Origin of the sequence: Gilliamella bombi (assembly GCF_900103255.1) — a bacterium.
Classification (GTDB): Bacteria; Pseudomonadota; Gammaproteobacteria; order Enterobacterales; family Orbaceae; genus Gilliamella; species Gilliamella bombi.
In genome coordinates this window covers 1-24,790 of the sequence record NZ_FMWS01000003.1, presented here as the reverse complement: position 1 = coordinate 24,790, position 24,790 = coordinate 1, and the positions used below count along the sequence as shown (strand labels likewise).

At 41.3% G+C, this 24,790-nt stretch carries 35 protein-coding genes; all 35 read left to right on the top strand.

What is annotated here, in order from left to right; genetic code table 11:
• The first annotated feature begins 26 nt into the window (after positions 1-26).
• A complete protein-coding gene (locus tag B9N71_RS00760; RefSeq protein WP_085163770.1) occupies positions 27-389 on the top strand; it encodes a D-Ala-D-Ala carboxypeptidase family metallohydrolase in 363 nt (120 codons plus the stop codon).
• Positions 389-661: a hypothetical protein gene (locus B9N71_RS00755; protein WP_085163769.1), complete on the top strand. Its 273-nt coding sequence runs from the start codon at positions 389-391 to the stop codon at positions 659-661. Before B9N71_RS00760 ends, B9N71_RS00755 begins: the two co-directional genes overlap by 1 nt.
• The gene (locus B9N71_RS00750) at positions 645-884 is read left to right on the top strand and encodes a DUF2644 domain-containing protein (protein WP_085163768.1); all 240 of its coding nucleotides are present in this window, start codon (positions 645-647) and stop codon (positions 882-884) included. Before B9N71_RS00755 ends, B9N71_RS00750 begins: the two co-directional genes overlap by 17 nt.
• On the top strand, positions 877-1,242 hold the full coding sequence (locus B9N71_RS00745; RefSeq protein ID WP_085163767.1) for a hypothetical protein: 366 nt from the start codon (positions 877-879) through the stop codon (positions 1,240-1,242). Before B9N71_RS00750 ends, B9N71_RS00745 begins: the two co-directional genes overlap by 8 nt.
• Positions 1,223-1,417: a hypothetical protein gene (locus tag B9N71_RS00740; protein WP_085163766.1), complete on the top strand. Its 195-nt coding sequence runs from the start codon at positions 1,223-1,225 to the stop codon at positions 1,415-1,417. Before B9N71_RS00745 ends, B9N71_RS00740 begins: the two co-directional genes overlap by 20 nt.
• Complete coding sequence (locus B9N71_RS00735) at positions 1,401-1,619, top strand: TraR/DksA C4-type zinc finger protein (protein ID WP_085163765.1); 219 nt, start codon at positions 1,401-1,403, stop codon at positions 1,617-1,619. Before B9N71_RS00740 ends, B9N71_RS00735 begins: the two co-directional genes overlap by 17 nt.
• Positions 1,616-1,942 carry a DUF2730 family protein gene (locus tag B9N71_RS00730; RefSeq protein WP_065566633.1) on the top strand — a complete coding sequence of 109 codons (327 nt, stop codon included), beginning with the start codon at positions 1,616-1,618 and terminating at the stop codon, positions 1,940-1,942. The genes B9N71_RS00735 and B9N71_RS00730 overlap by 4 nt, the downstream gene beginning before the upstream one ends.
• Positions 1,939-2,238, top strand: coding sequence for a VpaChn25_0724 family phage protein (locus B9N71_RS00725; protein WP_085163764.1), 300 nt, complete (start codon positions 1,939-1,941; stop codon positions 2,236-2,238). Before B9N71_RS00730 ends, B9N71_RS00725 begins: the two co-directional genes overlap by 4 nt.
• Positions 2,231-2,800: a DUF3486 family protein gene (locus B9N71_RS00720; protein WP_065566635.1), complete on the top strand. Its 570-nt coding sequence runs from the start codon at positions 2,231-2,233 to the stop codon at positions 2,798-2,800. Before B9N71_RS00725 ends, B9N71_RS00720 begins: the two co-directional genes overlap by 8 nt.
• On the top strand, positions 2,800-4,392 hold the full coding sequence (locus B9N71_RS00715; protein WP_085163763.1) for a terminase large subunit domain-containing protein: 1,593 nt from the start codon (positions 2,800-2,802) through the stop codon (positions 4,390-4,392). The genes B9N71_RS00720 and B9N71_RS00715 overlap by 1 nt, the downstream gene beginning before the upstream one ends.
• Positions 4,392-5,981: a DUF935 domain-containing protein gene (locus tag B9N71_RS00710; RefSeq protein WP_085163762.1), complete on the top strand. Its 1,590-nt coding sequence runs from the start codon at positions 4,392-4,394 to the stop codon at positions 5,979-5,981. The genes B9N71_RS00715 and B9N71_RS00710 overlap by 1 nt, the downstream gene beginning before the upstream one ends.
• Complete coding sequence (locus tag B9N71_RS00705) at positions 5,974-7,293, top strand: phage head morphogenesis protein (protein ID WP_085163761.1); 1,320 nt, start codon at positions 5,974-5,976, stop codon at positions 7,291-7,293. Before B9N71_RS00710 ends, B9N71_RS00705 begins: the two co-directional genes overlap by 8 nt.
• Positions 7,294-7,428: 135 nt before the next feature.
• On the top strand, positions 7,429-7,902 hold the full coding sequence (locus B9N71_RS00700) for a phage virion morphogenesis protein (protein ID WP_085163760.1): 474 nt from the start codon (positions 7,429-7,431) through the stop codon (positions 7,900-7,902).
• A gap of 171 nt (positions 7,903-8,073) precedes the next feature.
• Positions 8,074-9,279, top strand: a complete 1,206-nt coding sequence (locus B9N71_RS00695) for a phage protease (RefSeq protein ID WP_085163759.1) — start codon at positions 8,074-8,076, stop codon at positions 9,277-9,279.
• Positions 9,279-10,202 (top strand): Mu-like prophage major head subunit gpT family protein, encoded by a 924-nt coding sequence (locus B9N71_RS00690; protein WP_085163758.1) that lies wholly within the window; start codon positions 9,279-9,281, stop codon positions 10,200-10,202. The genes B9N71_RS00695 and B9N71_RS00690 overlap by 1 nt, the downstream gene beginning before the upstream one ends.
• Before the next feature lie 70 nt (positions 10,203-10,272).
• A complete protein-coding gene (locus B9N71_RS00685; protein ID WP_085163757.1) occupies positions 10,273-10,761 on the top strand; it encodes an HI1506-related protein in 489 nt (162 codons plus the stop codon).
• Positions 10,762-10,765: 4 nt separating this feature from the next.
• A complete protein-coding gene (locus B9N71_RS00680) occupies positions 10,766-11,212 on the top strand; it encodes a gp436 family protein (protein WP_085163756.1) in 447 nt (148 codons plus the stop codon).
• A complete protein-coding gene (locus B9N71_RS00675; RefSeq protein WP_085163755.1) occupies positions 11,212-11,763 on the top strand; it encodes a phage protein Gp37 in 552 nt (183 codons plus the stop codon). Before B9N71_RS00680 ends, B9N71_RS00675 begins: the two co-directional genes overlap by 1 nt.
• On the top strand, positions 11,756-11,935 hold the full coding sequence (locus tag B9N71_RS00670) for a DUF2635 domain-containing protein (RefSeq protein WP_085163754.1): 180 nt from the start codon (positions 11,756-11,758) through the stop codon (positions 11,933-11,935). Before B9N71_RS00675 ends, B9N71_RS00670 begins: the two co-directional genes overlap by 8 nt.
• Complete coding sequence (locus tag B9N71_RS00665) at positions 11,935-13,401, top strand: phage tail sheath subtilisin-like domain-containing protein (RefSeq protein ID WP_085163753.1); 1,467 nt, start codon at positions 11,935-11,937, stop codon at positions 13,399-13,401. Before B9N71_RS00670 ends, B9N71_RS00665 begins: the two co-directional genes overlap by 1 nt.
• Positions 13,402-13,413: 12 nt before the next feature.
• Entirely contained in the window at positions 13,414-13,761 is a 348-nt protein-coding gene (locus tag B9N71_RS00660) for a phage tail tube protein (RefSeq protein WP_085163752.1), read from the top strand.
• 10 nt (positions 13,762-13,771) lie between these two features.
• Positions 13,772-14,113: a phage tail assembly protein gene (locus tag B9N71_RS00655; RefSeq protein ID WP_085163751.1), complete on the top strand. Its 342-nt coding sequence runs from the start codon at positions 13,772-13,774 to the stop codon at positions 14,111-14,113.
• Positions 14,114-14,117: 4 nt separating this feature from the next.
• Positions 14,118-14,258 (top strand): hypothetical protein, encoded by a 141-nt coding sequence (locus B9N71_RS12910; RefSeq protein WP_167370027.1) that lies wholly within the window; start codon positions 14,118-14,120, stop codon positions 14,256-14,258.
• Positions 14,242-16,119: a phage tail tape measure protein gene (locus tag B9N71_RS00650; protein WP_085163750.1), complete on the top strand. Its 1,878-nt coding sequence runs from the start codon at positions 14,242-14,244 to the stop codon at positions 16,117-16,119. Before B9N71_RS12910 ends, B9N71_RS00650 begins: the two co-directional genes overlap by 17 nt.
• A complete protein-coding gene (locus B9N71_RS00645) occupies positions 16,119-17,468 on the top strand; it encodes a DNA circularization protein (protein ID WP_085163749.1) in 1,350 nt (449 codons plus the stop codon). Before B9N71_RS00650 ends, B9N71_RS00645 begins: the two co-directional genes overlap by 1 nt.
• A complete protein-coding gene (locus B9N71_RS00640) occupies positions 17,461-18,528 on the top strand; it encodes a phage baseplate assembly protein (protein ID WP_085163748.1) in 1,068 nt (355 codons plus the stop codon). Before B9N71_RS00645 ends, B9N71_RS00640 begins: the two co-directional genes overlap by 8 nt.
• 2 nt (positions 18,529-18,530) lie before the next feature.
• Positions 18,531-19,085 (top strand): phage baseplate assembly protein V, encoded by a 555-nt coding sequence (locus B9N71_RS00635; RefSeq protein ID WP_085163747.1) that lies wholly within the window; start codon positions 18,531-18,533, stop codon positions 19,083-19,085.
• Positions 19,086-19,502 (top strand): phage GP46 family protein, encoded by a 417-nt coding sequence (locus B9N71_RS00630; protein ID WP_085163746.1) that lies wholly within the window; start codon positions 19,086-19,088, stop codon positions 19,500-19,502. It abuts the gene before it with no gap.
• Between the two features lie 11 nt (positions 19,503-19,513).
• Positions 19,514-20,572, top strand: coding sequence for a baseplate J/gp47 family protein (locus B9N71_RS00625; protein ID WP_085163745.1), 1,059 nt, complete (start codon positions 19,514-19,516; stop codon positions 20,570-20,572).
• Entirely contained in the window at positions 20,563-21,144 is a 582-nt protein-coding gene (locus B9N71_RS00620) for a YmfQ family protein (protein ID WP_085163744.1), read from the top strand. Before B9N71_RS00625 ends, B9N71_RS00620 begins: the two co-directional genes overlap by 10 nt.
• Entirely contained in the window at positions 21,144-22,523 is a 1,380-nt protein-coding gene (locus tag B9N71_RS00615) for a phage tail protein (protein WP_085163743.1), read from the top strand. Before B9N71_RS00620 ends, B9N71_RS00615 begins: the two co-directional genes overlap by 1 nt.
• A gap of 1 nt (position 22,524) precedes the next feature.
• Positions 22,525-23,052, top strand: a complete 528-nt coding sequence (locus B9N71_RS00610; RefSeq protein WP_085163742.1) for a tail fiber assembly protein — start codon at positions 22,525-22,527, stop codon at positions 23,050-23,052.
• 13 nt (positions 23,053-23,065) lie between these two features.
• Positions 23,066-23,278: a hypothetical protein gene (locus B9N71_RS00605; RefSeq protein WP_065588493.1), complete on the top strand. Its 213-nt coding sequence runs from the start codon at positions 23,066-23,068 to the stop codon at positions 23,276-23,278.
• A gap of 134 nt (positions 23,279-23,412) precedes the next feature.
• Positions 23,413-24,555 (top strand): Tli4 family immunity protein, encoded by a 1,143-nt coding sequence (locus B9N71_RS00600; RefSeq protein WP_085163741.1) that lies wholly within the window; start codon positions 23,413-23,415, stop codon positions 24,553-24,555.
• Positions 24,542-24,790: hypothetical protein (locus B9N71_RS00595; protein ID WP_143421968.1), on the top strand; the 249-nt coding region annotated here is incomplete at its 3' end. The genes B9N71_RS00600 and B9N71_RS00595, both read left to right, overlap by 14 nt.

Genomic DNA, 24,790 nt, shown 5'->3' with positions numbered 1-24,790 from the left:
TTATTAAACTAATTAAAGGATAGAAAATGGAAAACCAATTATCCCCACACTTTAAAAAATCAGAGTTCATGTGCAAATGCGGTTGCGGCAATGTTTTATATGCTTATGAGCTGCTTGATGTACTTGAAGATGTGCGTGAGCACTTTAATGTACCGGTCATTATCAATAGCGCTTATCGCTGCTCATCTCATAATAAAGCGGTTGGTGGCTCGCCTCTTAGCCAGCATATGAGCGGTAATGCGGCCGACATTGTCGTTAAGGGCGTTCGCCCTAAGGATGTTGCTAATTACCTAGAATCAAAATACCCAGATAAATACGGTTTAGGCCGTTATAAATCATTTACCCATATTGATGTGCGCCAAAACCGCAGTCGCTGGGGTGCTAACTAATGATTGAGTCTGCTCACTCAATTGATGATTACGTCAAAATGTACCCCATTTTACGTAATAAAAAATTTTTAGAACTTTTTGAGTTTGCACGTGAGTGTGCAATGAACCGTGCGATAAGTGGCGATAACTACAAGGTAGTCCCGTTATACAGTCATGATGCTACTTATCAATCTGTTTTTACAAAGGGCTGGCGAAGCGTTAGTGAGCAGGATATTAGATTACAAAAAGCTCTTATGGATTTAAGGAAATCAAAGCATGAAAAAATTACTTGAATTAATTACAAACCCGAAGACCGGTAAATTATCGTCATCAGATTGTGCGGTAACTTTGGCGTTTGTTGTATCTAGCATTGTTGTACTTTACCAATGTTTTAACTATCAGCAAAACGAGCTGCTGCTAGGTACTTATCTGGCAGCTTGGGTTGCGCAGTCGCAGGCAAGCAAGCGTGCTGCAATTAAGCGTGATGTTGAATTGAAGGATGATTCTAATGATTAAATTTTTAAAAAACTTATCACCAGTCATGATCGCACTATTTGCACTTTCGGTAATTAGTTTTTATTGGATGCAACAAAGCCAAAAGCTAGAAGCAAGGATTGCAACTTTAAAAGAGAATTTTATGCAAGAAAGATTAGCGGTTGCTAACGCTCATAAAATCGAACTGCAACGACAGTCAGCGCTTAATGATGAATTAACGCGACAGTTAATCGAAAAACAAAATCAAATTACAGAGCAGTTACAACAGTTGGAGAGTGCGATAGATGATGCGATTAAAAAAGACGGTGCTACTTATAACGGCATTGGTGCTGACAGCTTGTGCATCTACAAAAGAGCCTATGGCTACGATTGTAAATAACAAGCCGCCATCATCGGCTATGACGCTACCAGTAAGGCCGTTGCCTCCCAAAAACGGCAAGCCCGCCGAACTGTTGCGGTTTGCTACACAATACGGCGCTTACTGTCAGCGATTAGAAAACAACATAAAAATTATTACAGAGTGGGGAAAACTACGAAATGGACTTGGTCGATAAAAGTAATGATACAGAACAATTGCTGCGTAATACAGAGATTGATAACTATATTAATAGAGTTCGTCCACAGCGAGTTAGTGATAGCTGTATTGATTGTGATGAACCAATCCCTGCTGAGCGATTAAATGCAGGTGGTTATATCGTTCGCTGTATTGATTGTCAGTACATATATGAACTTAAGAAAAAACAGGGGCGATTATGATTGATTTTTTACGGCAGCATTGGTCGACACTTAGCTCTCTGGGGGCGTTTGCCTTGTCGTTTTTAGTGATGTTTTTAGCGACAAAATTCGCAAAACGTGAAGAGCTAGACGCTATTGCAAGTGATGTATCAAAACTAAAAAAAGATGTCTCGACAATTCAGGGGCAACTTGAGTCACTGCCAACCAAGGATGATATCCATAAATTAAATCTTGAAATATCGGGGTTGCGTGGTGATATTAAAGAGATAAAGCCCGAATTGGCCGGAGTAAAACGGATCAGCAATCTTTTATTAGAAAACGAATTAAAGGAAAGCAAAAAATGAGCTTTAGACAATTACTAGATGAGGATCGTCGACTAGTTGCACTTCGTGCTTTATGCGACTGTGGCGGCTCAGCAAATGAATCGGTATTACAAACATGCTTGGATCAGTACGGTCATCGCATCAGTCGTGACTTAATGCGCTCATACATGAGCTGGTTAGCTGAGCAAAATCTGGTAAAACTTCAAGATGTGGCCGGCTGCTTTGTTGCTGATATTACGGGACGCGGTGAAGATGTTGCAACTGGGCGAGCAACGGTTATTGGTGTAAAAAAACCACGAGCAAGCGACTATGACTAAACAAACACGCGGGCGACCGTCTAAAGTTGATTTGCTACCGCAAGCCATCAAAGATGAGCTACACAAGCTACTACGTGATAAAAGCATGACACAGCAAGATATTCGTGTGGCTATTAATGAGCTTATTGATGAGCACGGTCTTAGTGATGATATGAAACTAAGCCGCACCGGATTAAATCGCTATGCAACCCGCATGGAAGATATTGGCGCTAAAATCCGTCAATCGAGGGAGGTAGCAGAAGCGTGGACGGCAAAGTTGGGAGATGCACCGACGTCTGACGTCGGTAAATTGCTACAAGAAATTGTTAGAACATTAGCCTTTGAAACGTCGATGCACATGAGTGAAAAAGGCAAAGCTGTAGAGCCGAAAGCATTAGCACAAATGGCGTTAGCAATTCAACGTGTAGAGCAAGCAGCAATGGCTAGTCATAAGCGAGAAAAAGAAATCCGTGCTGCATTTGCTGAAGAAGTTGCCGAATCAACTGAAAAGGCGGTAAGAACAGCTGGCATGAGTGCCGAAACAGCACAAAATATTAAACAAATGATTTTAGGTATTGCGTAATGACTGAGTTTAAAACTGATATAACAACTGTTTCAGCATCAGTTAATGCCATTTTAAATAATGAATTTAATCCTGATGATGTACTGCTTGGCTATCAAAAGCGTTGGGTTGCTGATTCGTCCGTTTTAAAAGTTGCTGAGAAATCACGGCGAACGGGGTTAACTTGGGCTGAAGCTTGTGATGCAACATTAACTGGCGCAATGAGTCGCGACGCTGGTGGTCGTAATACGTTTTACGTTGGCTCATCAAAAGACATGGCGCGTGAGTTTATTGATGCATGTGCAATCTGGGCTAAGGCATTTAATTATGCTGTCAGTGAAATTGTTGAAGAGGCGCTGATTATTGAAAATGAGCGCACGGACGTTTTAACGTTTGTTATCTATTTTTCATCAGGTTTTAAAATTCAAGCGCTTTCATCAAATCCGAAAAATCTACGCGGTATGCAAGGTAACGTGGTAATAGATGAAGCAGCATTCCATGAATATTTGCCCGAGCTTTTGAAAGCGGCAATGGCTCTCACGATGTGGGGTGCTAAAGTGCGCATTATCTCAACACACAATGGCACTGATAATAATTTTAATGAGCTGATTCAGGAAATCAGAAAAGGCAAGCGTAAAGGGGCTGTTCATACCATTACGCTTGATGATGCTTGCTGTGATGGGCTTTATCGTCGAATTTGCCAAGTTAATCATATTGATTGGACGCAGGAAAAAGAAGACGAATGGAAAGCTGATTTATTAAAGGGTTGCTTTACTGAAGATGATGCACTGGAAGAATATTATTGCGTGCCAAAAAATGGTGGCGGTGCTTATATCCCTCGTGTCCTTATTGATAATGCGGCTAAAGCTGAGCATAAAGTTATACGTTACGAAATGCCCAAGGGGCACATGCTTTGGACTGAGCCTGCTCGAACAACTGAAATTACAACGTTTTTCAATGAAAAAATCAAACCAATACTTGATAAATTAAATAAAGAAACTCGCCATGCTTACGGTCAAGATTTTGCACGAAATGGTGACAGGTCAACAATAGCGATTGAGAGTATCGAACAAAGCACAACTCGTAAGATGCGATTAACAATAGAGCTTCATGATGTGCCATACAATCAGCAAAAAGAGCTTGCCTTTTTGATTATTGATAACACACCAAGAATTGTTGGTATTGCAACAGATGCCACGGGTAACGGTGGTTATCTGGGTGAAGCGCTGCTATTACGCTATGGTCAATCAATGGTTGATGCTGTGCATACTACTGAGAATTTTTATCGAGAGTGGTCGCCAAAATATAAGGCGTTATACGAATCTGGTTTTATCGAGATACCTAAAGACGAAGATATTATTATTGACCAACGACATCTGCAGATAATTCGTGGTGTACCCAAAATCGACAAATCACGAGATAAAGGTAGTGATGGTCAGAAGCGACATGGTGATAGTTGTGTTGCCTACATTATGGCTGTTCGTGCAAGCTATATGAATGGGTTTGTTGCTGAGTTTACTACGCTACCAAGTAAGCACGAGCGTGAACGAGCCAAAACAGGTCGAAATAATAGATATGATGATTTACCCAATTACGAAAAAGGATGCTGGTAATGCTAGGTTTATTAAAACGTAACAAATCAACACTTATTGAGCGAGCAACTGAGCCCAAGTTTAGCGTGCCGTCTGTTGCTAAAACGCCACAAACTGAGCGCCAAAATGACAGCGCAATAATAATAAAGCGTCATGAAAGTACGCACCCATCAATCGGTTTAACTCCAGCACGAGCTGCCTCAATATTGTTAGAGGCGGAGCGTGGTACATTGTACCCGCAATGCGAGTTAGCGGAAGATATGGAAGAAAAGGACACGCACTTGCAATCTGAATTAGGTAAGCGGCGTCGAGCGGTGCAGGGTTTAAATTGGCATATAGTCCCCCCGCCCCGTGCAACTGATGCAGAGCAACGAGATGCGGAGTTGCTCACGGAAATTATAGAGTCTTTTACGTGGTTTGACGATTGTGTCTATGATGCAACCGATGCAATTTTGAAGGGATTTAGCTGTCAGGAGTTTACTGGCTGGGAGCAGGTGGATGGATTAATGCTGCCAACGGGTATTGAGTATCGTGATCAGAGTTGGTTTCAGTGTCATCCTGACAATAAGAATGAGCTGCGATTACGTGATGGTTCACATGAAGGGCAAGAGCTTGCTCCCTTTAATTGGATATTTCACACTGCAAAATCCAAAAGCGGTTATTTATCACGAATCGGATTGATTCGCACCCTAGTTTGGCCATTTATTTTTAAAAACTATTCAATACGCGATTTAGCTGAGTTTATTGAAATTTATGGACTACCGATTCGTGTGGGTAAGTACCCATCCGGTGCTACTGATAACGAAAAAAACACGCTATTACAAGCTGTGATGCAAATTGGGCATAATGCTGGCGGCATCATCCCAACGGGCATGGAGCTGGATTTTAAAAGTGCGGCTGAAGGTGGTGCAGAGCCGTTCGTTGCGATGGTTAACTGGGCTGAGCTTAGTATGTCTAAAGCAATACTTGGTGGAACTCTAACCAGCCAAGCCGGTAGTGTTGGCTCACAAGCACTGGGGAACGTGCATAACGAAGTGCGTTTTGAGGTTCGTGATAGTGATGCTAAGCAGCTAGCTGCAACGCTAACTCGTGATTTAATTATGCCACTGTACATGTTAAACGGTAAATCGTTTAGCGATCCGAATCGTCACCCTCGTTTTGAGTTTGATTTAAGTGAGCCCGAGGATTTGACTACCTACGCCAGCAATTTGCCGACCTTGGTCAATATGGGCATGAAAATATCAACGGCGTGGGTGCATGATAAGTTACAAATTCCGATAGCTTCTGAAGATGACGACATTCTTAAAGCAGCTGAACCACAAGTGCCCGCATTTTTAAGTGCTAAAAACCCCAAAGGGTTTGCAACATTAAATGCTAGTCAAGAGGTCGACCCGTTAAAAGCAGCTCCTGCTGCAATTACTGGTAATGACTGGCAGCAGACGATCGACCCCGTTTTAAAGCCGATTGTTGATATTATTATGCAAAACGATTTAGCAACAGCTAAAAATAAAATTGAAAATCTGTACAGTGATTTAGATAGTGAGCAACTTCAAGATATGATTGCCCGTGGCATCTTTGTTGCGCAACTGTGGGGGCGATTAAATGCTTGATGTGGATCTGGGGTATGCGATGAAGTTAGAGCCTAAGCTTGCGGTCGATTACTTTCGCTCCAAAGGTTATAAAATCACATGGAACTGGCAAGAAATGTCAACACAAGCACACGCTCAAGCATTCACGGTTGCAAAGGCAACCTCGCTTGATGTGCTTGAATCTATTCAATTAGAGCTTGATAGAGCGCTAGCAATGGGAATAACAGAAAGAGAGTTTAAAAAGAATTTAACGCCCGTTCTTCAAAAGCTCGGCTGGTGGGGTAAGCAGATTAATGTTGATAGTGATGGTAATGCAAAAGAAATACAGCTCGGCAGCCCAAGGCGACTAAGTACTATCTACCGCACAAATCTTGCTACTGCGTATCAGGCAGGCCGTTATCAGCAACAATTAGCTAGTAGCGAAACGCATCCCTATTGGCAATATATTGCAACCATGGATAATAGAACACGGGCAGCTCATGCCGCATTGCATTTAAAAGTATTCAGATATGACGATCCTATCTGGCAAAAGCTCTACCCACCCAACGGCTGGGGGTGTCGTTGCCGTGTTCGTGCATTAACTAAGGCCCAAGTTGAGCGTGAGGGGTTAACTGTTGAGTCAAGTAAAGGGAAATTAGAAACGTATGAAGTCAGTACCGGCACTGATGATGCAACGGGTAAGGCGTATCAATCTGAAGTGACACAGTTTAAATCAGGCAATCAAACAATGCGAACTGATGCCGGCTGGTCGGGTAATGTTGGTAGTGCTGCCATGGGTTCGGATATCAATATTGCCAAAAAACTTACAACATTACAAAACAGAAAACTACGTCAGCAGGTTATTCAATCATTAAATAATGCGCCTGCACGTCATGATGCATTTGCCGAGTGGGTCGGCAATATTTTAACAACAAGGCGAGCGAGTAACGCATTGCAACCATTAGGTTTTATGACTGATGATATTGCAGAGCAAGTCAAAAAAATATCAGGGATTGAGCCAGCCAGATTATTTGCTGTGAGTGAAAAAAATATATTGCATGCTGACAGCCTAAAGCATGAAAAAACCGGCGTTAAATTAACTCTAAAAGATTATCAATCATTACCTAAATTGATTGCTGATGCACAAGCTGTGCTGTGGGATAAGCAAAAGAATAATTTGCTTTATATAGCTAAAGGTAGCGACACAATGAAAATTGTTATTAATGCGCCATATAATTTGAAGGGGCAGAAAGACGCGCTTGATATCGTAATTAACGCATACAAAGCTAGCATAGTTGATTTGCAAAAGAGCGTAAAAGGTGGGCTGTATGCTGTACTCAAGGGCGGGATATAAATAAAGCCCTGACATGCAGGGCTTATTGCTGTGGTGGGAGTTGAACCCACATAAACATGTGGCGCTGAGCGCTTATGCCGAATTACCATTATCCGTACACAGCTTAGTGATAACTATAAAACAAGATTAAATATTATGCAAATAGATTATAAGTTCAGTGATGAAGCAATCCAAGCCAGTATAAAACGCTTGCAAGGTCTTGGCGCAGACATGACGCCCATTACTCGCGGCATTGCTGCCGTGCTAGCAAGTGAGGCTGATGACGCTTTTCAAAAGGAAGCCGACCCTACAACCGGCAGACAGTGGCAACAACTTACGCCAAATTATGCTGCCAAGTTAACAGCCAAAGGACTGACCGGTAAAATGCTAAATAGAACAATGGGCGGTTTGGCAATGTCATTAACTACTGATTTTGATGCTGTCAGTGCGGTTATTGGTTCAAACAAAGTTTACGCGGCAATTCATCAGCTGGGCGGTACGCCAGATATGCCAGTGGCGCCTGCATCCGTTCCTGCACGCCCTTATATGGGGTTATCTCAATACGGTATTAGAGATATTATCGATATAATTAATGTAACGCTCTCTAACGCGATTAATAGCCAAAGATGATAAGTATTGCATGTAAAAATATTTAAATGATTCTAGACGTTTTTAAACGTGTTTTAAACGGGTTTAATTCTCGCTTTCCTCCCCTCTTTTTATTTCTTATTTGTTTTCTTCCTTAAAAATGTTTGAAACGCCACAAACCCAATAAATTTTCCTAGCCGTTAATCTAGCGGCATGAAAACGAAAAACACACTCAACAAAAACAAGATTGCCATTTTATCAGCAACATTAAATGCGGCTGGTGATGGTTGGTATCAATTACTACCGGCAGGCGAATTTAAAGCCCGCGATGGTCGCCCGTTTGATGTCGAAAGTGGCTGCTGGTTTTTAGATGAAAACATAGCTACTGCATTCATTCAACGCACAATCGATGAAAGTAAGGGTAAGCCGATTCTTATCGATTACGACCACCAAACGCTTTACAAAAATGAAAATGGGCAAAAAGCGCCCGCTGCTGGGCGAATTGTTAACCCGTCACAAGACATACAATGGAGACCTGACGGCATATACATACGTCCGAAATGGACTCCTATCGCTGAGTCTGAAATTGCAAGCGAGCAATTTAATGACTTATCCGCTGTTTTTCCGTACGACGAAAAAGGGCATCCACTTTATTTGCGGATGGCGGCAATAACTAACGATCCGGCTTTGCTTGAAATTAAATCGTTAGTTGCGCTAGCGGCTGAATTTTTTAACGAAGATGAACAAAAGGAAATAAAAATGAATGAAGCATTAAGACGCATTCTGGTGCAGCTCGGTGTTTTGGGCACTGATGATTCAACTGAATTAAATGATGAAAACATAACAGAGTTTGCAAACAAAGCTACTGAAAAGTTGAATGCGTTAATGGAAGCATCAAAGGCCGCCGTTGATGTAAGCAACGCACTAGAAAGCGCAACAACAACTGAATCTGCTATCACCGAGATTGTTGATGTTGTTGATAGCTCGCTCAGCGAAATTGAAGAGGCAGAAATTATCGTTGAAGAAGCAGCACTAAACGGTATTGATTTAAGAAAAGCAGTGCCCGTTTCGGCATATCAACGACTTTCCGCTCGTCACGCGGCACTTTGTGCAAGTGCGGGTAGCTCGGGGATTAATGAGTTGCTGCAACGCGGGCGACGTCGCGGGCAAGTGACAAATGCTAACGTTGGCTATCTAACCGCTGTTGGGCGTAAGTATGGTGTGGCAGCACTATCAGCAGCGATTAATGCGATTCCCCCTATCGCATCGCTGTCAGCAAAACAAACTAAATCGGTTGATAAACCAGTTAAGCAACAAGCTAATACCGCAGTACTGTCTGCTAGTGAAAAAGAAGCAGCGCGATTGCTCGGTATCACTGAAGCTGAATTTCAAAAACGTAAAAAAGGAGCAGCAAAATAATGGCTATTGTAACTAATGAACTGGTACAAAATTTATTTACAGCGTGGAAAGGTGATTTTCAAAAAGGCTTGTCTGGAGCTGAACATCAATATGCCAAAGTTGCAACTGTTGCACCCAGCACATCACGTTCAACAACTTACGGGTGGCTCGGTGATTTTCCGGCAATGCGCAAATGGATTGGTGAGCGCGTACTGAAAAGCATGAAAGAGCACGGTTATCAGTTAACAAATGATGACTACGAGGGCACTGTCGTTGTTCCAAAAAATGCTATCGCAGATGATGAAGTCGGAGTGTATAGCATGATGTTCGAAGAAATGGGAAATTCGGCAGCAAACTTGCCCGACGAGCTGGTTTTTGCGGCATTGACAAAAGGATTTACTACGCTCTGTTATGACGGTCAGAATTTTTTTGATACAGACCACCCAGTTTACAAAGAAGTTGATGGCTCTGGTGGCGTAGTTAGCGTGAGTAATGTGCTAGAAGATCCTAATTATACCGGTCAACCTTGGTACGTTCTAGATTGTTCCCGTGTGATTAAGCCACTTATTTTCCAAGAACGCCAACAGCCAAATCTTATCATTATGAGTGATGATAAAGACGAAGCACTATTTATGCGTAAAGAGTTGCGGTTTGGTGTCGACTCTCGTTGCGTGGCGGGGTATTCGTTTTGGCAGCTAGCGTATGCAGTTAAAGCGCCGTTGAATGGCGATAATATTTGGCGAGCTATTGAAAATATGCGAGCAATTCGTGGTGATGGTGATAAGAAATTAGGTATTAAACCGACACACCTAGTAGTACCAACTTCGCTAGAACAAGCAGCAACGAAAGCGCTTAAACGTGGTCTGACTGTAGAACAAGGCGCAACTGTTGATAACGAGTTGCAAGATCGTCTTGAGCTTGTTGTTGCAGATTATCTGGGTTAGTTGCTGCTTTGATTTAATTAGCGTTAACGGCTGAAATGCCGTTAACTAAACCGACTAAATAGGTAAAAAAATGGAACAAAAAATTGAAGTTATCAACAATCGACATAACGGTTATCGTCGAGCTGGTCTAACACTCGCAAAGGGCAAGAATGCGTTTTCAGACCTAACGGCAGAACAAATCAAAATGCTGCAAGCTGATTCTGCGCTAACTGTGACAATCGAGGTGGAAAAATTAAATGAAGATTCTAGCGATAATGGCGGCACTGGTAGCTCTGCTAGTAATTCGGGTTTGGGTGCAGATGAAACCGGTGGAAAAGGAAATACTGAAGAAACTAACGGAGCAAATGGCGAAAGTGGCGCTAAAACTCCGGAAGCTCCTAAATCACATCTTGAGCTATCTCAAGCAGTTGTGGTTGCCTTAGCCGAGAGTGATGAGTCTGTTTATTTCAATAGAGATGGCTCACCAAAAATCACAAAATGGCGCGAAGTAACAGGTAATGCTGAATTAACTAAAGATGACGTTACCGAGGCAATAACAGCGTCACAAACCAAGGAGTAAAAGGATGTACGCAACAGCGCAGGATATGTATAACAGGTACGGCAAAACAGCTATTAACCAGCTAGCTGATAGTAAAGTTGATATTGATGACGAAACTGGTGAGCCATTACAAACTCGTGAGCAAATTATTAGTAATGCAATTCTTGACGCATCTGCAGCAATTGACGGCTATATCAGCGGCCGTATTACTTTACCTGTTGATAAGGTGCCTGCTGTACTGGTTCGCGCTGTTTGTGTGCTGGCGTATTACAATCTATCGGATAGTGTTGCCACTGAAAAAGCCGAAAAAGATAAAGATGACATCATTCGCTTTTTAGAGAAAGTGGCTGCAGGGCAAATTAGCTTAGGGTTATCTGTTGATAACTCAAAGCTTGCAGAGGTCTGTGATGTTGCAGTAGTTACTAGCGCCGGCAGTGTTTGGGCACGCAGTCGTTCGAAAGGATTTATCTGATGAACCAGTTATCACCAACCGCTGCACTTGAAAAAGAGCTGATTGATTGTATTAAAAATCATTTTGCGGGTGAAATTAAGACAGTAGAAGCATTGGGTGGAGCATGGACTGACGAGACAATGCGTACGCTTTTGAAAGTAGCGCCGGCTGTTTATGTAGCATTTATTGGTAATTCGCCCAGTGATTTACGTTATTGTGTTAAGCAGACATGGGCGTTGTTTGTTTCTGTCAACGTGCTTAATGGTGTCAGAATTGAGCCAGAAAAAGCATTTCTAATACATGACTATCTAATAAAGCTACTAAACAATCGGCGATTCAATTGTGCAGCTCGTGCAATGCAATTTAGTCAATCTGCAAATCTATTTAGCGATTTATCTGCAAAACGTGGGCTATTCGTATATGGTCTCTATTTCATTGTTGATATGCCGCTACCTGCTGATGATGAGCAGCACACAATCGATGATTTTATTACTTACTATCATAAATTTATATCAGTAACCCCTAGCTGGGAATCATTAAATACATTGCCACAGGACAATAATAATGACTGAATTTTTTATTAAACCCGTTAGCGGCGTCACAGTTCGTGACCCCGAGACATTAGATCCACTGGCTGAAAGCGGTGAGTTAAAACCAAAAAATAGTTATTGGCTTCGCAGATTGAACGATGGCGACATCGAAGTCGTTGAGCAAGCAAAGAAGAAAAGCAAAGGAGCTGAATAATGGCAGTTTCATTTAACACAATACCAAATACGGTGCGCGTACCACTTACTTATGTTGAGTTTGATAACTCGCAAGCGATTACGGGCACACCGGTTAAAAATAATAAAACCATAGTGTTAGGGTTGCGTCTACCAAACGGCAAGGTTAATGCGGGAGAGCCGACGCGTATTACTCGTAAAGAGCAAGCCGAGGCAGCATTCGGTCGAGGCTCGATGCTAGCTGAAATGTTAAAGGCATTTTTACACGCAAATCCATATGCGGACTTGTATGCACTAGCACTAGATGATACTGATGACTCCGTACGCGCAACAGGTAAAATCACAGTTACTGGCACATGTAGCGTTGCTGGTCAGGTTGCATTAATGATTGCGGGTGTGTCAATCCCCATTACTGTTCGTCAAAACGAAACCGCAACAACAATTGCAAATAAAATTACTGCAACAATTAATGCTAATACATTACTACCAGTTACCGCAAGTTCGTCGGGCGTGGATGTAGTGCTAACATGTCGCTGGGGCGGTATAACAGGTAATGATATTGATGTTCGCATTAATTATTATGCAGGTGAAACCCTGCCAACCGGCGTTGCTATTGATATTTCAAAAATGACCGGCGGTGTGGGTAATCCAGATGTGTCGCAAGCTATTGCTGCTTTGGGTGATACGTGGTGGACAGACATTATTAACCCGTTCACTGATACCGCTAACTTGAACTTATTGAGTGAGGAATTGCAATCAAGGTGGAGCGGTCTTCGTCAAATTGACGGGTTATGTTGGATTGCGTATAGAGGCACGCACGCGCAAGCTAGCACATTTGCGTTAGCGCGCAATGATTATTTATTTACATGCATACCCACAAGCATATCGCCAGAACCGCCGTATATTTGGGCATCTGTCAATGCTGCGGTTTGTACTTATGCGTTAAATATCGACCCAGCGCGACCAGTGCAGACATTAGAGTTAACGGGTATTAAGCCGCCAGCAATTGCTGACAGATGGCAGTGGAATGAGCGCAATTTGCACTTGTTTGATGGATTAAGTGCTTATAACGTCAATGCAAATGGCAAAGTTCAGCTAGACCGTGTTATCACAATGTATCGCGTAAATAAGTATAACGTTGAAGATGTCAGTTATTTAGATGTCGAAACAATTAAAACGTTGTCATATATACGTTACGCAATACGCGCCCGTATTACGCAAAAATTTCCGCGTCACAAGTTGGCCGATGATGGTACGCGTTTTGGTGTCGGTCAACCGATTGCAACACCGGCAACTATTCGGGCTGAATTGATTGCGTTATTTACAGAGCTTGAAGCAATGGGATTGCTTGAGAATTTTGATGCATATAAAGAATCGTTGATTGTCGAGCGTGATGCAAATGATAGAAATCGCATTAACGTGCTCAGTAATGACGATTTAGTTAATCAGTTCCGCATTTACGCACATTCAATTCAATTTTTACTATAACGAGGGTTAATTATGCAATATCAAGGTACAGCTATTATTAGAGTTAACGGTCGAGAAATCGAATCATTAACTGGTGCAACATTTACAACAGGTGGGTTTACGCGCCAGCCAGTTAAGGGTGCGCGGGTTTACGGGTTTAATCAAACACCGGTTGAAGCAACGATTAATATGACTATTCCGAATAGTGCTAACACGTCAATCGCTGATCTAAATAATATGACGGATGTGACTATCACATTTATCCCTGACGCGGGTAAACAATGGCTGATGCCAAACTCGTGGGCAAATGGTAACGCTAGCGTTAACGGCGAGGGTAATATTACATGCGGCTTTACATCATGCGAAGCGAAAGAGATTTAAGGGGATTTAAATGCAAATTAAATTAAAAGATGGTTTGCTTGTTGGTGATGAGCGTATTACAGAGTTAACTCTGCGCAAAATAACAACGGGCGACTTGCTTGATAGCGAAGTCGCTGCAGAGCAAGTTAAGTTGACAGCGCAAGGGCATCAGTTAATTGCAAGCTCTGCTGTTATGTCAGCCGAGTTATATCGTCGCAGTGTTGCAAAAATTGGGGATTTAGATGGCCCGCTATCAATGGGGCAACTTAAATCATTATCAATTGTTGATTATGACTTGCTTAGAAAAAAGTATAACGAGCTAAACAATCCGATAATCGATGAGGTGGCTGAAAATAGCGCAGAGGGGCGATAAGCTCATGCTCGTTCGTAAGCTCGAACGAGCGGCGCTATCGCTTAGCGCTCGAATTAACGCAAGCCCAGAATGGGTTTTAAAATTGCCACTCGACCGTTTTTATAGATACTTAACTTGGACATTTAAAAATGACAGCAGAGAATAAAGCAAATTTTGTTGTGAACCTTACGGGTAATGTTGCTCAAAAAGCAAAATCGTTTGGCTCTGCGATATCGCAAATGGGCAAGAGCGGCTCTCGCTCTATGCGTTTAATGTCATCTGCAATGTCCGCATCTAATAAAATTTTAGATAAATTTGACAATAAATTTGTCGGGTTTGCAACGGGCGGCGGTTTAGTCATGGCCGCAAAAAGGGTTGGCGACTGGCAGCAGCAGCTCACAGAACTTGGCACGCGTTACAATCTTACTGCTGAACAATCTGACGACTTTTTAAATACTGTGTACGCAACTGGTGCAGCATACAAAATGCCGTACAGCGATGTAATTACAGCATTAGACAAGATGCTAGAACGTACTAACGATGTATCGGGCAGTATCAGTAATGTTGATAATATTGCTAAAGCTATAAAAGGTCTTGGGCTAAATGCAGATGAAGCCGGTGCGCATGTTGCACAATTAATGAATAAAGGTTTTACATCTGACAATATTAATAAATTATTTAACGGTGTTGCATCAGCATCAAAGATTGGCACGGGCGATATCAAAGAGCAGTTAGCTGGCATGATTGAGTTAACAAAAGATACTCAGTGGCAATCACCAGAGCAGTTGATGCAAATGCTGGCAATTCAGCGTTTAAGCGACTCATATATTGGTAATAGTGCTGATGCAGCTGCTGCAATGCAATCGTTCGGCAAATCAATTAAGGATAAGCAGGTTCAAAGAGTTTTGCGGGATAATGGTATTAATGTCTATAGCGACAAAGATAAAACTCAATTTAAAGACCCTGCGCAACTTCTGTTAGAAATAGGTAATCGTGCAAAATTTAAGGATCATAATTTAAAAACCATTTTTCCTGAGAATTTAATAAAAACAACAAAAGCATTTGCTGATTCAGAGCAACAGCAAAAACTCCTTGGCGGTGTAAAAATTGAGGACGGGTTGCTTGAAGAAAAAGCATCAAAAAACATCAACACTTTTAACGGTGCATTGACTTCACTTACAAATGCTGGTGAGAGATGGGCGCAGCTTAAACTTGCAAAACCAATCCAAGAGCTGGCAGATGCAATTAACTCGCTCACACCTGAGCAATTAGATGAGTACACCAGCAAGCTAGAAACGGGCGCAAAAATCATCGGCGGAGCAATTGCGGCACGTTATGCGTATCGAGGCTACAAGAGCATTAAAAACGTGCTAAGTGGAGGCAAGGGTAAGCTGGGGAATGCTGTGGATTCAGCAATATCATCGGCGGATGCGACACCTGTTTATGTGACAAATTGGGATGAACAGAAAGGCGGTAGAGGTTTTGGAGGCAATGGCAACTCAGGTGGAATAAATCCTCTGGGCGGCAACCTGTTAAAGCAATTTGCGCTAACACAGCAAATCTATGAAGCATCACGATTAACAGAAGACAAAGTTAAAGACTTGCCTGATGACGATAAACGTAAACAGTTATTTGAGTATGTAAAACGAACAGAGAATGAACCCGAATCATTTTATGATGATGGAAATACTCAAAGCTGGTTGGGCTCTGTAAGCCCCGCGCTTGATAACAGCATGCAAAACGTCGGAAAGACACTGAATAATGCGATAACGGAAGTGAGCGAGTCATTGAGTGGTGCGATGGAGAAAATAGGCGAAGCAATACGTCTACCGTTTGGCGTTAATGCAAAGCATGAACAGCAAACAATAAAGGGGACCCCCCCTTCGTTAACCGAAAAATCAGAAATTGTTTTAAAAATCGAATCATCCGATGGCTTGACAGTTAAAACAAAATCAATTAGCGCGGCAGATACAGATATTGTTGTAAATACAGGTAAGACGTACGGCCGCGGCGGAGGTATGTATTGATGCTGGATTTTTTAAAAAGCTTTGGCGCCAAAGCTACGGGAAAAGGCTCTTTTCGTGGTGTGTCATTTTATATTATCGATAACGCAGAGCGCAGCGGCGGTAATCGATTAATTAAGCATGAATACCCACTGCGCGATGTTGGTAAAATCGAAAATATGGGGCGTAGTGCAGCATCAACAACAATCAATGCAGTTGTTGTTGGCAATAACTGTAAAGAGCAAGCTGATGCATTAATTGATGCGTTAGATAATCCGGAATCTGGTGAGTTACAGCATCCAGATTACAAAACGCAATTAGTCTATATTGAGCAGTGGAGCTCCCGAACTGTCGCAAGCGAGCAGCGTGTTGTCTATTTTACAATAACATTCACGCCTGACACAGATGAAGAATCCCCTGTCGTTGATGAAGATGGCTTATCAATTATGGGGGTTCTGTCCGACATTCTGGGTGCTGATATTGTTAATGATTTTGTATCTATTTTCGATACTGTTAGTGACGCAATATCATTCATTGAGGATTGCATGGAATTTGGCGAAGCAATAGCAAACGGCATTACCGGTGCGATTCGTGGCGTTGCTAGCGGTTCGGGGTTGTCATCACTATTGGGTAAAGCAGCTTCATATAAAGCAAGTCTAAAGAACTTATTTAAAGCACCCCAAAAAACAGCTAGGGAATTGCGTGATTTGCTCGGCGGTATAAGTGATTTACGCAACGATAACAAGCAAAAGAAAATCAATAAATCAACAAACCCAGCTAATGCGCCAGTAACACAAAAGCAAAGCAGGGAACAAAAAACCGCAACCTCGCCTACTCCGCTGTTAAGCGATTTAAATGTGGGAATAGCGCAAATATTCGAATCTGTTGAATTGAATATTAAAAATGCAACTGAGACAAAACAAAAAAATGACGTAACAAAGTCATTACAAATGCTTGTTGATGTAATTATCGCTACAGAAGTCGCAAAAGCAGTGATTCAAGACGCAACAGCAGCAGTTAAAAAAAATCAATCTGAAGCGATTGTGACTTATGACGATTGCAAGCAAGCAATCAAAAATCACGGCGATAAGCTGCAAGCGCTCATTATTGCTAGTAGTGATATGTACTGGTATCAAACAGCACGAGCATTAAAAGATGTTAAGCATGCATTTGTTACTCAATTAGAAAAGCTATCAACTAAATTGCCGGCTGGAAAAATTATCGCTGCACAACAAACAGAGCCAGCTCTTGTCATGCTCTACCGTGAGACAGGTAACGCTGTACCAGTTGGACAATTTACACGTAGAAATAATTTAAAACATCCAACGTTTTCAATGGGTGGTAAAAATTACGAGGTAATCAATAATGGATAGGCCGATTGTTGAATTATATGTTGGTCAGCTGATATACAGTGGCTGGACTGATGTGCGTATAACTCGCAGTATAGAAGACATGAGTGGCTCTTTTAATTTGCAACTTACGTCAAAAACTGATGTTAATGACGGCGATATAAAAGCAGGTGCTGAGTGTTATGTTGAAATTAATAGCAATCGAGTTATTACGGGCTATATTGATGAAGTTGTCATTGATATTAGTGATATAGAGCACACAATCACGGTTATCGGTCGCGATAAAACGGCTGATTTAATTGATTGCGCAGCAATTCACGCGTCAGGACGCTGGCGTAATGCGTCACTTCAAAAAATTGCCGAAGATTTATGTAGGCCATTCGGTATTGATGTCATCTGGGATGTGAACGACAGTAAGGCAAGCGAACCTTTTAGGTGGATGCAAATAGAGCCGAGCGAGACCGTTTTTGAAATACTGGCACGTGCTGCACGCCAACGCGGCATACTCATGACAAGTGATGTTTACGGCAATCTGGTATTCACAAGCGCAGGTGAAAAAAATATAGCAATACTAACGCTCGGCGATAATATCAAAAATTTAAGTATAACACGCTCATGGCGCGATAGATTCAGTCTGTATCGCGTTCTGGGTGATTCTGCGGGCGGGGCGATTTGGGGCGAGACTCAAACAGCAGTGCAATCAACAGCGGTTTATGCAAATGTAACTGATGAGTCGATTACACGCTATCGCCCTACTATCATCATGTCAGATGACAATATCAACAAAAAAAATGCAGCTGTACGTGGCGACTGGGAACGCCGAAGAGCCGCAGCACATAGTCAGCCTATTAGCGTAACGGCGCAGGGTTGGCTATATGATGATATCAATTTATGGTTACCAAATCATCAGGTCTTTTTAACAGCTGAAATTTATGACCTGTTTGCTGAAGAGTTGCTAATTGTTGAGACTGAATTCGGTATTGGTAATGATGACGGTATAACAACAAAATTACTGCTAATGTCGCGCGATGGGTTTCTTGCACCAGCTGAGCCAGAGAAAAGAAATAGTACGATTTGGAGATAGCAATGTTTAAACAACTTCAACGAAAAATACAGTTATTAGTATCACGCGCAGTTGTCAATATTGTTACCGACTCACTCAAACAACAAAATATGCAAATCAATTTACTCGACGGTGAAACGGCTGATGATGTCGAACGATTTCAAAATTACGGGCACACATCGGTGCCGCCAGTCGGTTCAGAAGCGATCGTTTTGTCTGTTGGGGGTAAAAGGCAGCATCTTGTAGCGGTGGTTGTTGATAGTAAATCATCGCGATTAAAAGACCTGAAAAGCGGTGATAGCGCACTCTATCACTTAGATGGTCACTATTTATTATTAACTGAAGAGCAACTTGTAAATCTAGTTTGTAAAAACCTTCACGCAAAAGCTGATGAAAAAATTTTGTTTGAAACACCACAAACCCAATTTACGGGCAACGTTGATATTATTGGCGGTGACAGTAAGGCATCAGGAACAAGCACGGCTGCAGATCATATCAGTAGTGATATTAGTTTTTTAAATCATGTTCACTATTGCGAAAAATGTGGCTCAACAACATCAAAACCGCAGGCAGGATAAATGCAATTAACATGGAACAAACACACTGCAGATATCGATTATATCAACGGTAACGAGGTGTTAACCAATATTATCGCATCATTGTTTACTGATGCGCGTGCGCATGATGATGACACTTTACCGGATGGTAGCACAGACAAGCGTGGTTGGTGGGGTGATTCATTCAGCGATAAAAAAATTGGTTCTCGACTATGGCTGCTAAGTCGTGAAAAACAATTGCCATCAGTGTTAAAACGCGCGCAAGAATATGCTGAAGAGTCACTACAATGGATGATTAAAGAACGTTTAATTAAATCTGTAACAGTTGTAGCAGCAAACCCGTCAAATGGCGTTTTAATGTTAACTGTTCGCCCTGTTTTATTAAACAGCAAGGATGTGCCGGAATATTCTTTTACTGCGACTTTAAATAATATTTAAATGGGGTTTAAATGTCATACACACCGCCAAAATTAACAGAATTAATTAAGCGCGCTAAAGGTGATTTTAACGCTGTTGGTGTTCGCTCATTATTAATTGATGCAATTGCAATGGCACATGCTGGGCAAACTAATGGACTTTATGAATTTTTGGGGTGGATATCAAGGCAAATTGTGCCACATCTTGCTGACGATGAGATTTTGTTGTTGTTTTGTCAATTTTGGGGTATCCAACGAAAGATGCCAAATAAGGCTAGCGGTCAATTAATGTTAACGGTTCGAGGTGATACAGCTATCACCGCGGGCACTCAGTGGCAAACAGGCTCAGGGTTAGTTATTGAATGCAGTCAATCTAAGTTATTGAACGCAGGAACCACGGCGGTCGACGTTATTGCCGTTGATGAAGGCGCGACCGGCAACGCGGCTGGCGGCATCGAATTTGAATTAATTTCACCCGTTGCCAACGTTGAAAGCAAAGCTACATTAAGTACTGCAGGGATGACGGGCGGTGCTGATATTGAAAGCATTAGCTCGCTACGCGCTCGTTTACTGTTTCGTGTTCAGTATCCGCCGTCCGGCGGCAACAAATGTGATTATATCAGGTGGGCACGCGAATGCGCTGGTGTTACGCGGGCGTGGTGTATCCCTGCACCTCTCTACTGTAATTATGTAACCGTGGTGTTTGTGCTTGATGAACAAGCAAATATCTTACCATCTAGCGATGACTTAAACCGAGTGCGTGAGTATATCAACGGGCACATCAATCCAGTTACTAATCAATTTGAAGGTAAGCCGCCAGCTGCAGAGTTAATTGTAAAAGCACCGGTGTTAAAAGCTATCAATCCGCAGATTAGATTGTTCCCTGACACACCTGAGACACGCACGGCAGTTTACAGCGCATTAGTTGAATTACTACATAAGTCGCAGCTAGGTGAAAAGGTGTATCTTTCGCATATTCGTGCTGCAGTATCAAATGCTAAAGATGTTATCGACCATCAAATTAATCTAACGACTGATATCGAAGCATCAAGCGACGAATTGATTGTACTGGGTGATGTGACATGGCTATGACACCCAAAGATTATCAAAATGCAGGCCTACAGTTGCTACCATCGGGTTATGCGTGGAATAAAGAACCAGATAGCGAAAATGCGAAACTGCAGCTTGGGTTTGGTTATGAATTTTCACGCGTTGAATCAACAGCAGAGTTGCTACTAAAGGAAGTTATTCCTAGCGATGCAATGTCACTACTAAAAGAGTGGGAAGAGTTTGCCGGACTACCGGACTGCACAACTGACGAAACCGCAACTATTGAAATGCGTCACCAAGCGCTATCGGCAAAAATAAAAATGACGCCATCGCTGTGCTCAAAATTTCTGGAAAAAATTGCTGCAGATCGTGGTTACACAATCGAGGTTATAGATAGATACCCGCATCACTGTATGCGCGACATTAACTACCCACTGCACCCATGGCACAACTGGTGGATTGCATACGTTAAAGTTTTTAATTATGCATCGCATTACATGACTGTATTAGATAACGTAAAAACATATCTAAAAATCAATGATTACGGTGATTTGCAGTGTTTACTAGAGCGCTACAAACCCGCCCATATCAATTTAATTTACGAGGAAGTCTAATGTTTCACTTGGATAACAATAGCGGCATCGATGTAATGCCCGAAATAAAGCAAACTTTATCGCGCCAAGCAAAATGGTTCACCGAAGGTGACGCACAGACACCACCAAGCTACCCAGGCGCTGACTGGTTTAACATCGTGCAAGCAGAATTATTAAACGTGCTAAGTGATGGCAGTATAACTCCTGATAAAAGTAAGCTTAATCAGCTGTCGAGTGCGATTAAAAGTATTATCAGTAAAAATCAGAAAACTATAAAATTCAACTCATCAATTAACAGCACATCAGAAACCGAAGCTGCGACCCCATTGGCTGTAAAAAAGGTTTATGCTTTAGCATCAAATGCAGTGAAAAAATCAGGCGATGATATTAGCGGCCAAATTACATTTTCATCAAGATCGTACGGAATAAAATTTTTGCATGAAAACGGAAATGAACTTGTGCTACGACCATCAGGTGATAGTTTTATATACGCATTTTATGACGCTAAATCAAACACGTGGACAAACAAATTACGATACGCAGCAAACGGTAATACTTGGCGTTTTGAAAACGTTGATGATGTTGCAATTAACGGTCACTCAGTTTTAAAAGCTGGGGATTACGGTATCGGCTCATCGACGGGTGCTATTGCTAATAATTTTAATGATCATTTGGAGGGCGGATTTTATCAATGTAGAACGACAGATTTTTCAGATTTGCAACTTGCCGGTAATAGCACAGCGACATTATTAGCATATCCTAGTAATAACACAGCTTGGAAAGTTGAACAATTATCAGTTGTTAACTCGAAAGAGCCACGAATTTATTATCGTTGTGATACGCAAGCCGGTAAACAAACGTGGTATGAGGCAATCACGACAGCAAATATTAATAAATACATTCCCCTTGGCGATCAGCGTATGATGCCGTTTCGACACGAAGAGTTGCCGTTCGGTTGGTATTTTCGCAACGGCGACAACTTTCTTTTAGATTCGCCGCAGGGGCGAGCTTTAAATGGTTTATCTGCTAACTACAAAAGAGATCACAATATCGCGATAAAAACAATTAACGGTAGGCAGTACATTAATGTACCCACGGCGTTTGCACCAGACGGCCGCGGCTTTTTTGAGCGTGCAGTAAACGGCGGCAGCAGGCAGGTTGGTTCGTGGGAAAATGATGCGATTCGTAATATCAAAGGCTCAATTGGTAATGTGGTTGTTTCGTCATTAAATGATAGCGAAGCATTTTATCACTCAAACACTATATCGCCAGCATATGCAGGGAACAACACGGGTAGTCACGTTGTATTTAATTTTGATGCATCACGCGTAGTGCCGACTGCTCACGAAAATAGACCCGTTAATATTGGTATGACACCAGTAATTTATCTTGGAGTTTAATATGATTAATTATTATTTTGATAACACAAATGAGTTAAGACCATTTACGCATGAATTGGACGCGAATAATGACACATTACCGCCAGATAATGCATTACGCATTAAACCAGAATTTAAGAATGGATTTTATCCGTGTGAGCAAAATGGGGAATGGGTCTTAGTTGAAGATAATCGAGAAAAAACGGTATATAACACAAAAACGAAAGAATCAAGCACAGTTGATTATCTCGGTAAAATTCGTGATGGTTTTACATTACTTGAGCCATTCGAATTCTGTAAATGGGACGGCAAGAAATGGGTTTTAGATGAAGATGCAAAAAATGAACATCTCATCAAAAACAATCAAAATTTAAAAAACTCATTAATCAATGAAGCTAACGAAAAAATAGCGGTACTTCAAGATATCATTGATTTAGACATGCAAGAAGCGAATGAAGAAGCACAGCTAAAACAATGGAAAAAATATCGAATATTATTAACGCGTGTTGATGCGTCTGATATCAACGCTGTATTTCCCCAAAAACCGTAATAAAGGAGATAAAATGAAGTTAAAGTTATATAAGGTGATTTCACAAAAAACAGTTACCGAAGGATATGATAGCATTGTTATCTGGGCGAGCGATGAAAATGAAGCGCTGAAAATCGCTATTGATGTATCAGATAATTTTGATGATTCAATTATTGATGAGGTTAAGGAGCCGGCATTTAGTTGTGTAATGCACGCTAATTACATTCACAAAAACGATTCAATTTAATATAAAATTCGCTCAACTCAATAATAAACTAGGTTTTTATGTTGAGCGAATCCGTTTTTTGTTTTAACTGGTGCGCTACAGTCGAGAATTCACCCTTCGAGCCATTGTTGACATTATGTATAAGGTAAAAATAAATGATTAATTTAACTAAATTTTATAAATATTATTTCGGTTTTATTGCAGGTCTATTCGCGCTAACCGTATTAACCAGTTGTCAGATATTTCATAAGGATATTCGTATGACTAAATTATCACCAACACAACAACAACAAGTAAATGAGTTATTAAAAAATAGCGCAACACGCTGTATTGGCACCTATTTAATCGACTTACCGATTGAATTTAAAGTCAAAAAGAAGGGAAACTTTTATTATAAAAGTAATCATGATGTGACCATTACCACAAAGCAACAATATTTCCCCCCTTTTAAACAGATGATAGCTCGGCGTGAGCAAGAGTTGCGAAATACTAAACCGGTTGATCCCCTTGATGGCAATTATCTAAAACACGTGTATCCTGTGCACACCCATAACCCCGATAAAATGCAAGGCATTATTTTTGAACGTATGGAAAGTATTGGTACTTCTGATATTCTTAGAGTGTTAGAAGGTTATCGCTGGCAAGATGAAGTCACGTTAAAGATCGAAATGAAAGCACAAAATGGCTTAGGCGAACAATATGCTAAAGATAGGCAAATTGATCCTGAATCCTATGAGAATAACGTGCCACAAAAATTAGCTGAGTTACATAAACTGTTTGAACGAATTCAACCTCGTGATGATTTAACTATCCCAACAACACCTGGGTTTTGCATGTTTAACAGTTTTATGCATGGAGAAGATCGCGAATGGAAAGATATGAATTATGGTTATTGGCATGATAGTATTGAAGATTTTTCTTTCTATTTTGAATTTAATGATTTTGCAAGCGATTATGCACTACTTGATAAACCTGAAGTTTATTTTACACAAGGAGATGGTTATACCATTTATAAAGGTACGCGTGAGAGTAATAACTTAAAATTAGAAGAGTGGGTGGTTAAAAATAAATCTTCTGAAGACAATTTGGAATTTAATACTGACGGGTTAGCTTATATTTTTACTTTAGGCATTCATGTAACAGATCCAACTTATAAAACGCCTCGATTACGTTTAGAAATGTACTACAAAATCCCCGATGATGAAACACAAGCATACAGTGAAAAGCAACTTATGGTCATTTGGCGAGAAATCACTAATAGCATTAGAATAAGGGAAAGTTCTTTTGAAAACGAATAAATATTACTGTTTTATTGTTGGCCTATTCGGGCTAACCGTATTAACCAGTTGTCAGATATTTAGCAAGAATATTCAAACAATTACATTACCACCCAAAGCGCAGCAGCCAGTGGCTGCGTTACTATCAAATACATCAACACGCTGTATTGGCACCTATTTAATCGATGGATCGGCTACACTAATTCATACAACTTTTTTAAGGGGTAAGGAAAACTTATCACAACTAAAAAAGGAA

Excerpts from the sequence above, each read along its gene's own strand:
- B9N71_RS00685 (WP_085163757.1), top strand. The coding sequence starts at position 10,273 with ATGGAACAAAAAATTGAAGTTATCAACAATCGACATAACGGTTATCGT.
- B9N71_RS00655 (WP_085163751.1), top strand. The coding sequence starts at position 13,772 with ATGCAAATTAAATTAAAAGATGGTTTGCTTGTTGGTGATGAGCGTATT.
- B9N71_RS00670 (WP_085163754.1), top strand. The coding sequence starts at position 11,756 with ATGACTGAATTTTTTATTAAACCCGTTAGCGGCGTCACAGTTCGTGAC.
- B9N71_RS00630 (WP_085163746.1), top strand. The coding sequence starts at position 19,086 with ATGCAATTAACATGGAACAAACACACTGCAGATATCGATTATATCAAC.
- B9N71_RS00625 (WP_085163745.1), top strand. The coding sequence starts at position 19,514 with ATGTCATACACACCGCCAAAATTAACAGAATTAATTAAGCGCGCTAAA.
- B9N71_RS00640 (WP_085163748.1), top strand. The coding sequence starts at position 17,461 with ATGGATAGGCCGATTGTTGAATTATATGTTGGTCAGCTGATATACAGT.
- B9N71_RS00715 (WP_085163763.1), top strand. The coding sequence starts at position 2,800 with ATGACTGAGTTTAAAACTGATATAACAACTGTTTCAGCATCAGTTAAT.
- B9N71_RS00750 (WP_085163768.1), top strand. The coding sequence starts at position 645 with ATGAAAAAATTACTTGAATTAATTACAAACCCGAAGACCGGTAAATTA.
- B9N71_RS00745 (WP_085163767.1), top strand. The coding sequence starts at position 877 with ATGATTAAATTTTTAAAAAACTTATCACCAGTCATGATCGCACTATTT.
- B9N71_RS00730 (WP_065566633.1), top strand. The coding sequence starts at position 1,616 with ATGATTGATTTTTTACGGCAGCATTGGTCGACACTTAGCTCTCTGGGG.
- B9N71_RS00700 (WP_085163760.1), top strand. The coding sequence starts at position 7,429 with ATGCAAATAGATTATAAGTTCAGTGATGAAGCAATCCAAGCCAGTATA.
- B9N71_RS00760 (WP_085163770.1), top strand. The coding sequence starts at position 27 with ATGGAAAACCAATTATCCCCACACTTTAAAAAATCAGAGTTCATGTGC.
- B9N71_RS00600 (WP_085163741.1), top strand. The coding sequence starts at position 23,413 with ATGATTAATTTAACTAAATTTTATAAATATTATTTCGGTTTTATTGCA.
- B9N71_RS00605 (WP_065588493.1), top strand. The coding sequence starts at position 23,066 with ATGAAGTTAAAGTTATATAAGGTGATTTCACAAAAAACAGTTACCGAA.
- B9N71_RS00645 (WP_085163749.1), top strand. The coding sequence starts at position 16,119 with ATGCTGGATTTTTTAAAAAGCTTTGGCGCCAAAGCTACGGGAAAAGGC.
- B9N71_RS00665 (WP_085163753.1), top strand. The coding sequence starts at position 11,935 with ATGGCAGTTTCATTTAACACAATACCAAATACGGTGCGCGTACCACTT.
- B9N71_RS00660 (WP_085163752.1), top strand. The coding sequence starts at position 13,414 with ATGCAATATCAAGGTACAGCTATTATTAGAGTTAACGGTCGAGAAATC.
- B9N71_RS00680 (WP_085163756.1), top strand. The coding sequence starts at position 10,766 with ATGTACGCAACAGCGCAGGATATGTATAACAGGTACGGCAAAACAGCT.
- B9N71_RS12910 (WP_167370027.1), top strand. The coding sequence starts at position 14,118 with ATGCTCGTTCGTAAGCTCGAACGAGCGGCGCTATCGCTTAGCGCTCGA.
- B9N71_RS00740 (WP_085163766.1), top strand. The coding sequence starts at position 1,223 with ATGGCTACGATTGTAAATAACAAGCCGCCATCATCGGCTATGACGCTA.
- B9N71_RS00755 (WP_085163769.1), top strand. The coding sequence starts at position 389 with ATGATTGAGTCTGCTCACTCAATTGATGATTACGTCAAAATGTACCCC.
- B9N71_RS00610 (WP_085163742.1), top strand. The coding sequence starts at position 22,525 with ATGATTAATTATTATTTTGATAACACAAATGAGTTAAGACCATTTACG.
- B9N71_RS00615 (WP_085163743.1), top strand. The coding sequence starts at position 21,144 with ATGTTTCACTTGGATAACAATAGCGGCATCGATGTAATGCCCGAAATA.
- B9N71_RS00705 (WP_085163761.1), top strand. The coding sequence starts at position 5,974 with ATGCTTGATGTGGATCTGGGGTATGCGATGAAGTTAGAGCCTAAGCTT.
- B9N71_RS00675 (WP_085163755.1), top strand. The coding sequence starts at position 11,212 with ATGAACCAGTTATCACCAACCGCTGCACTTGAAAAAGAGCTGATTGAT.
- B9N71_RS00620 (WP_085163744.1), top strand. The coding sequence starts at position 20,563 with ATGGCTATGACACCCAAAGATTATCAAAATGCAGGCCTACAGTTGCTA.
- B9N71_RS00635 (WP_085163747.1), top strand. The coding sequence starts at position 18,531 with ATGTTTAAACAACTTCAACGAAAAATACAGTTATTAGTATCACGCGCA.
- B9N71_RS00690 (WP_085163758.1), top strand. The coding sequence starts at position 9,279 with ATGGCTATTGTAACTAATGAACTGGTACAAAATTTATTTACAGCGTGG.
- B9N71_RS00735 (WP_085163765.1), top strand. The coding sequence starts at position 1,401 with ATGGACTTGGTCGATAAAAGTAATGATACAGAACAATTGCTGCGTAAT.
- B9N71_RS00695 (WP_085163759.1), top strand. The coding sequence starts at position 8,074 with ATGAAAACGAAAAACACACTCAACAAAAACAAGATTGCCATTTTATCA.
- B9N71_RS00725 (WP_085163764.1), top strand. The coding sequence starts at position 1,939 with ATGAGCTTTAGACAATTACTAGATGAGGATCGTCGACTAGTTGCACTT.
- B9N71_RS00720 (WP_065566635.1), top strand. The coding sequence starts at position 2,231 with ATGACTAAACAAACACGCGGGCGACCGTCTAAAGTTGATTTGCTACCG.
- B9N71_RS00710 (WP_085163762.1), top strand. The coding sequence starts at position 4,392 with ATGCTAGGTTTATTAAAACGTAACAAATCAACACTTATTGAGCGAGCA.
- B9N71_RS00650 (WP_085163750.1), top strand. The coding sequence starts at position 14,242 with ATGACAGCAGAGAATAAAGCAAATTTTGTTGTGAACCTTACGGGTAAT.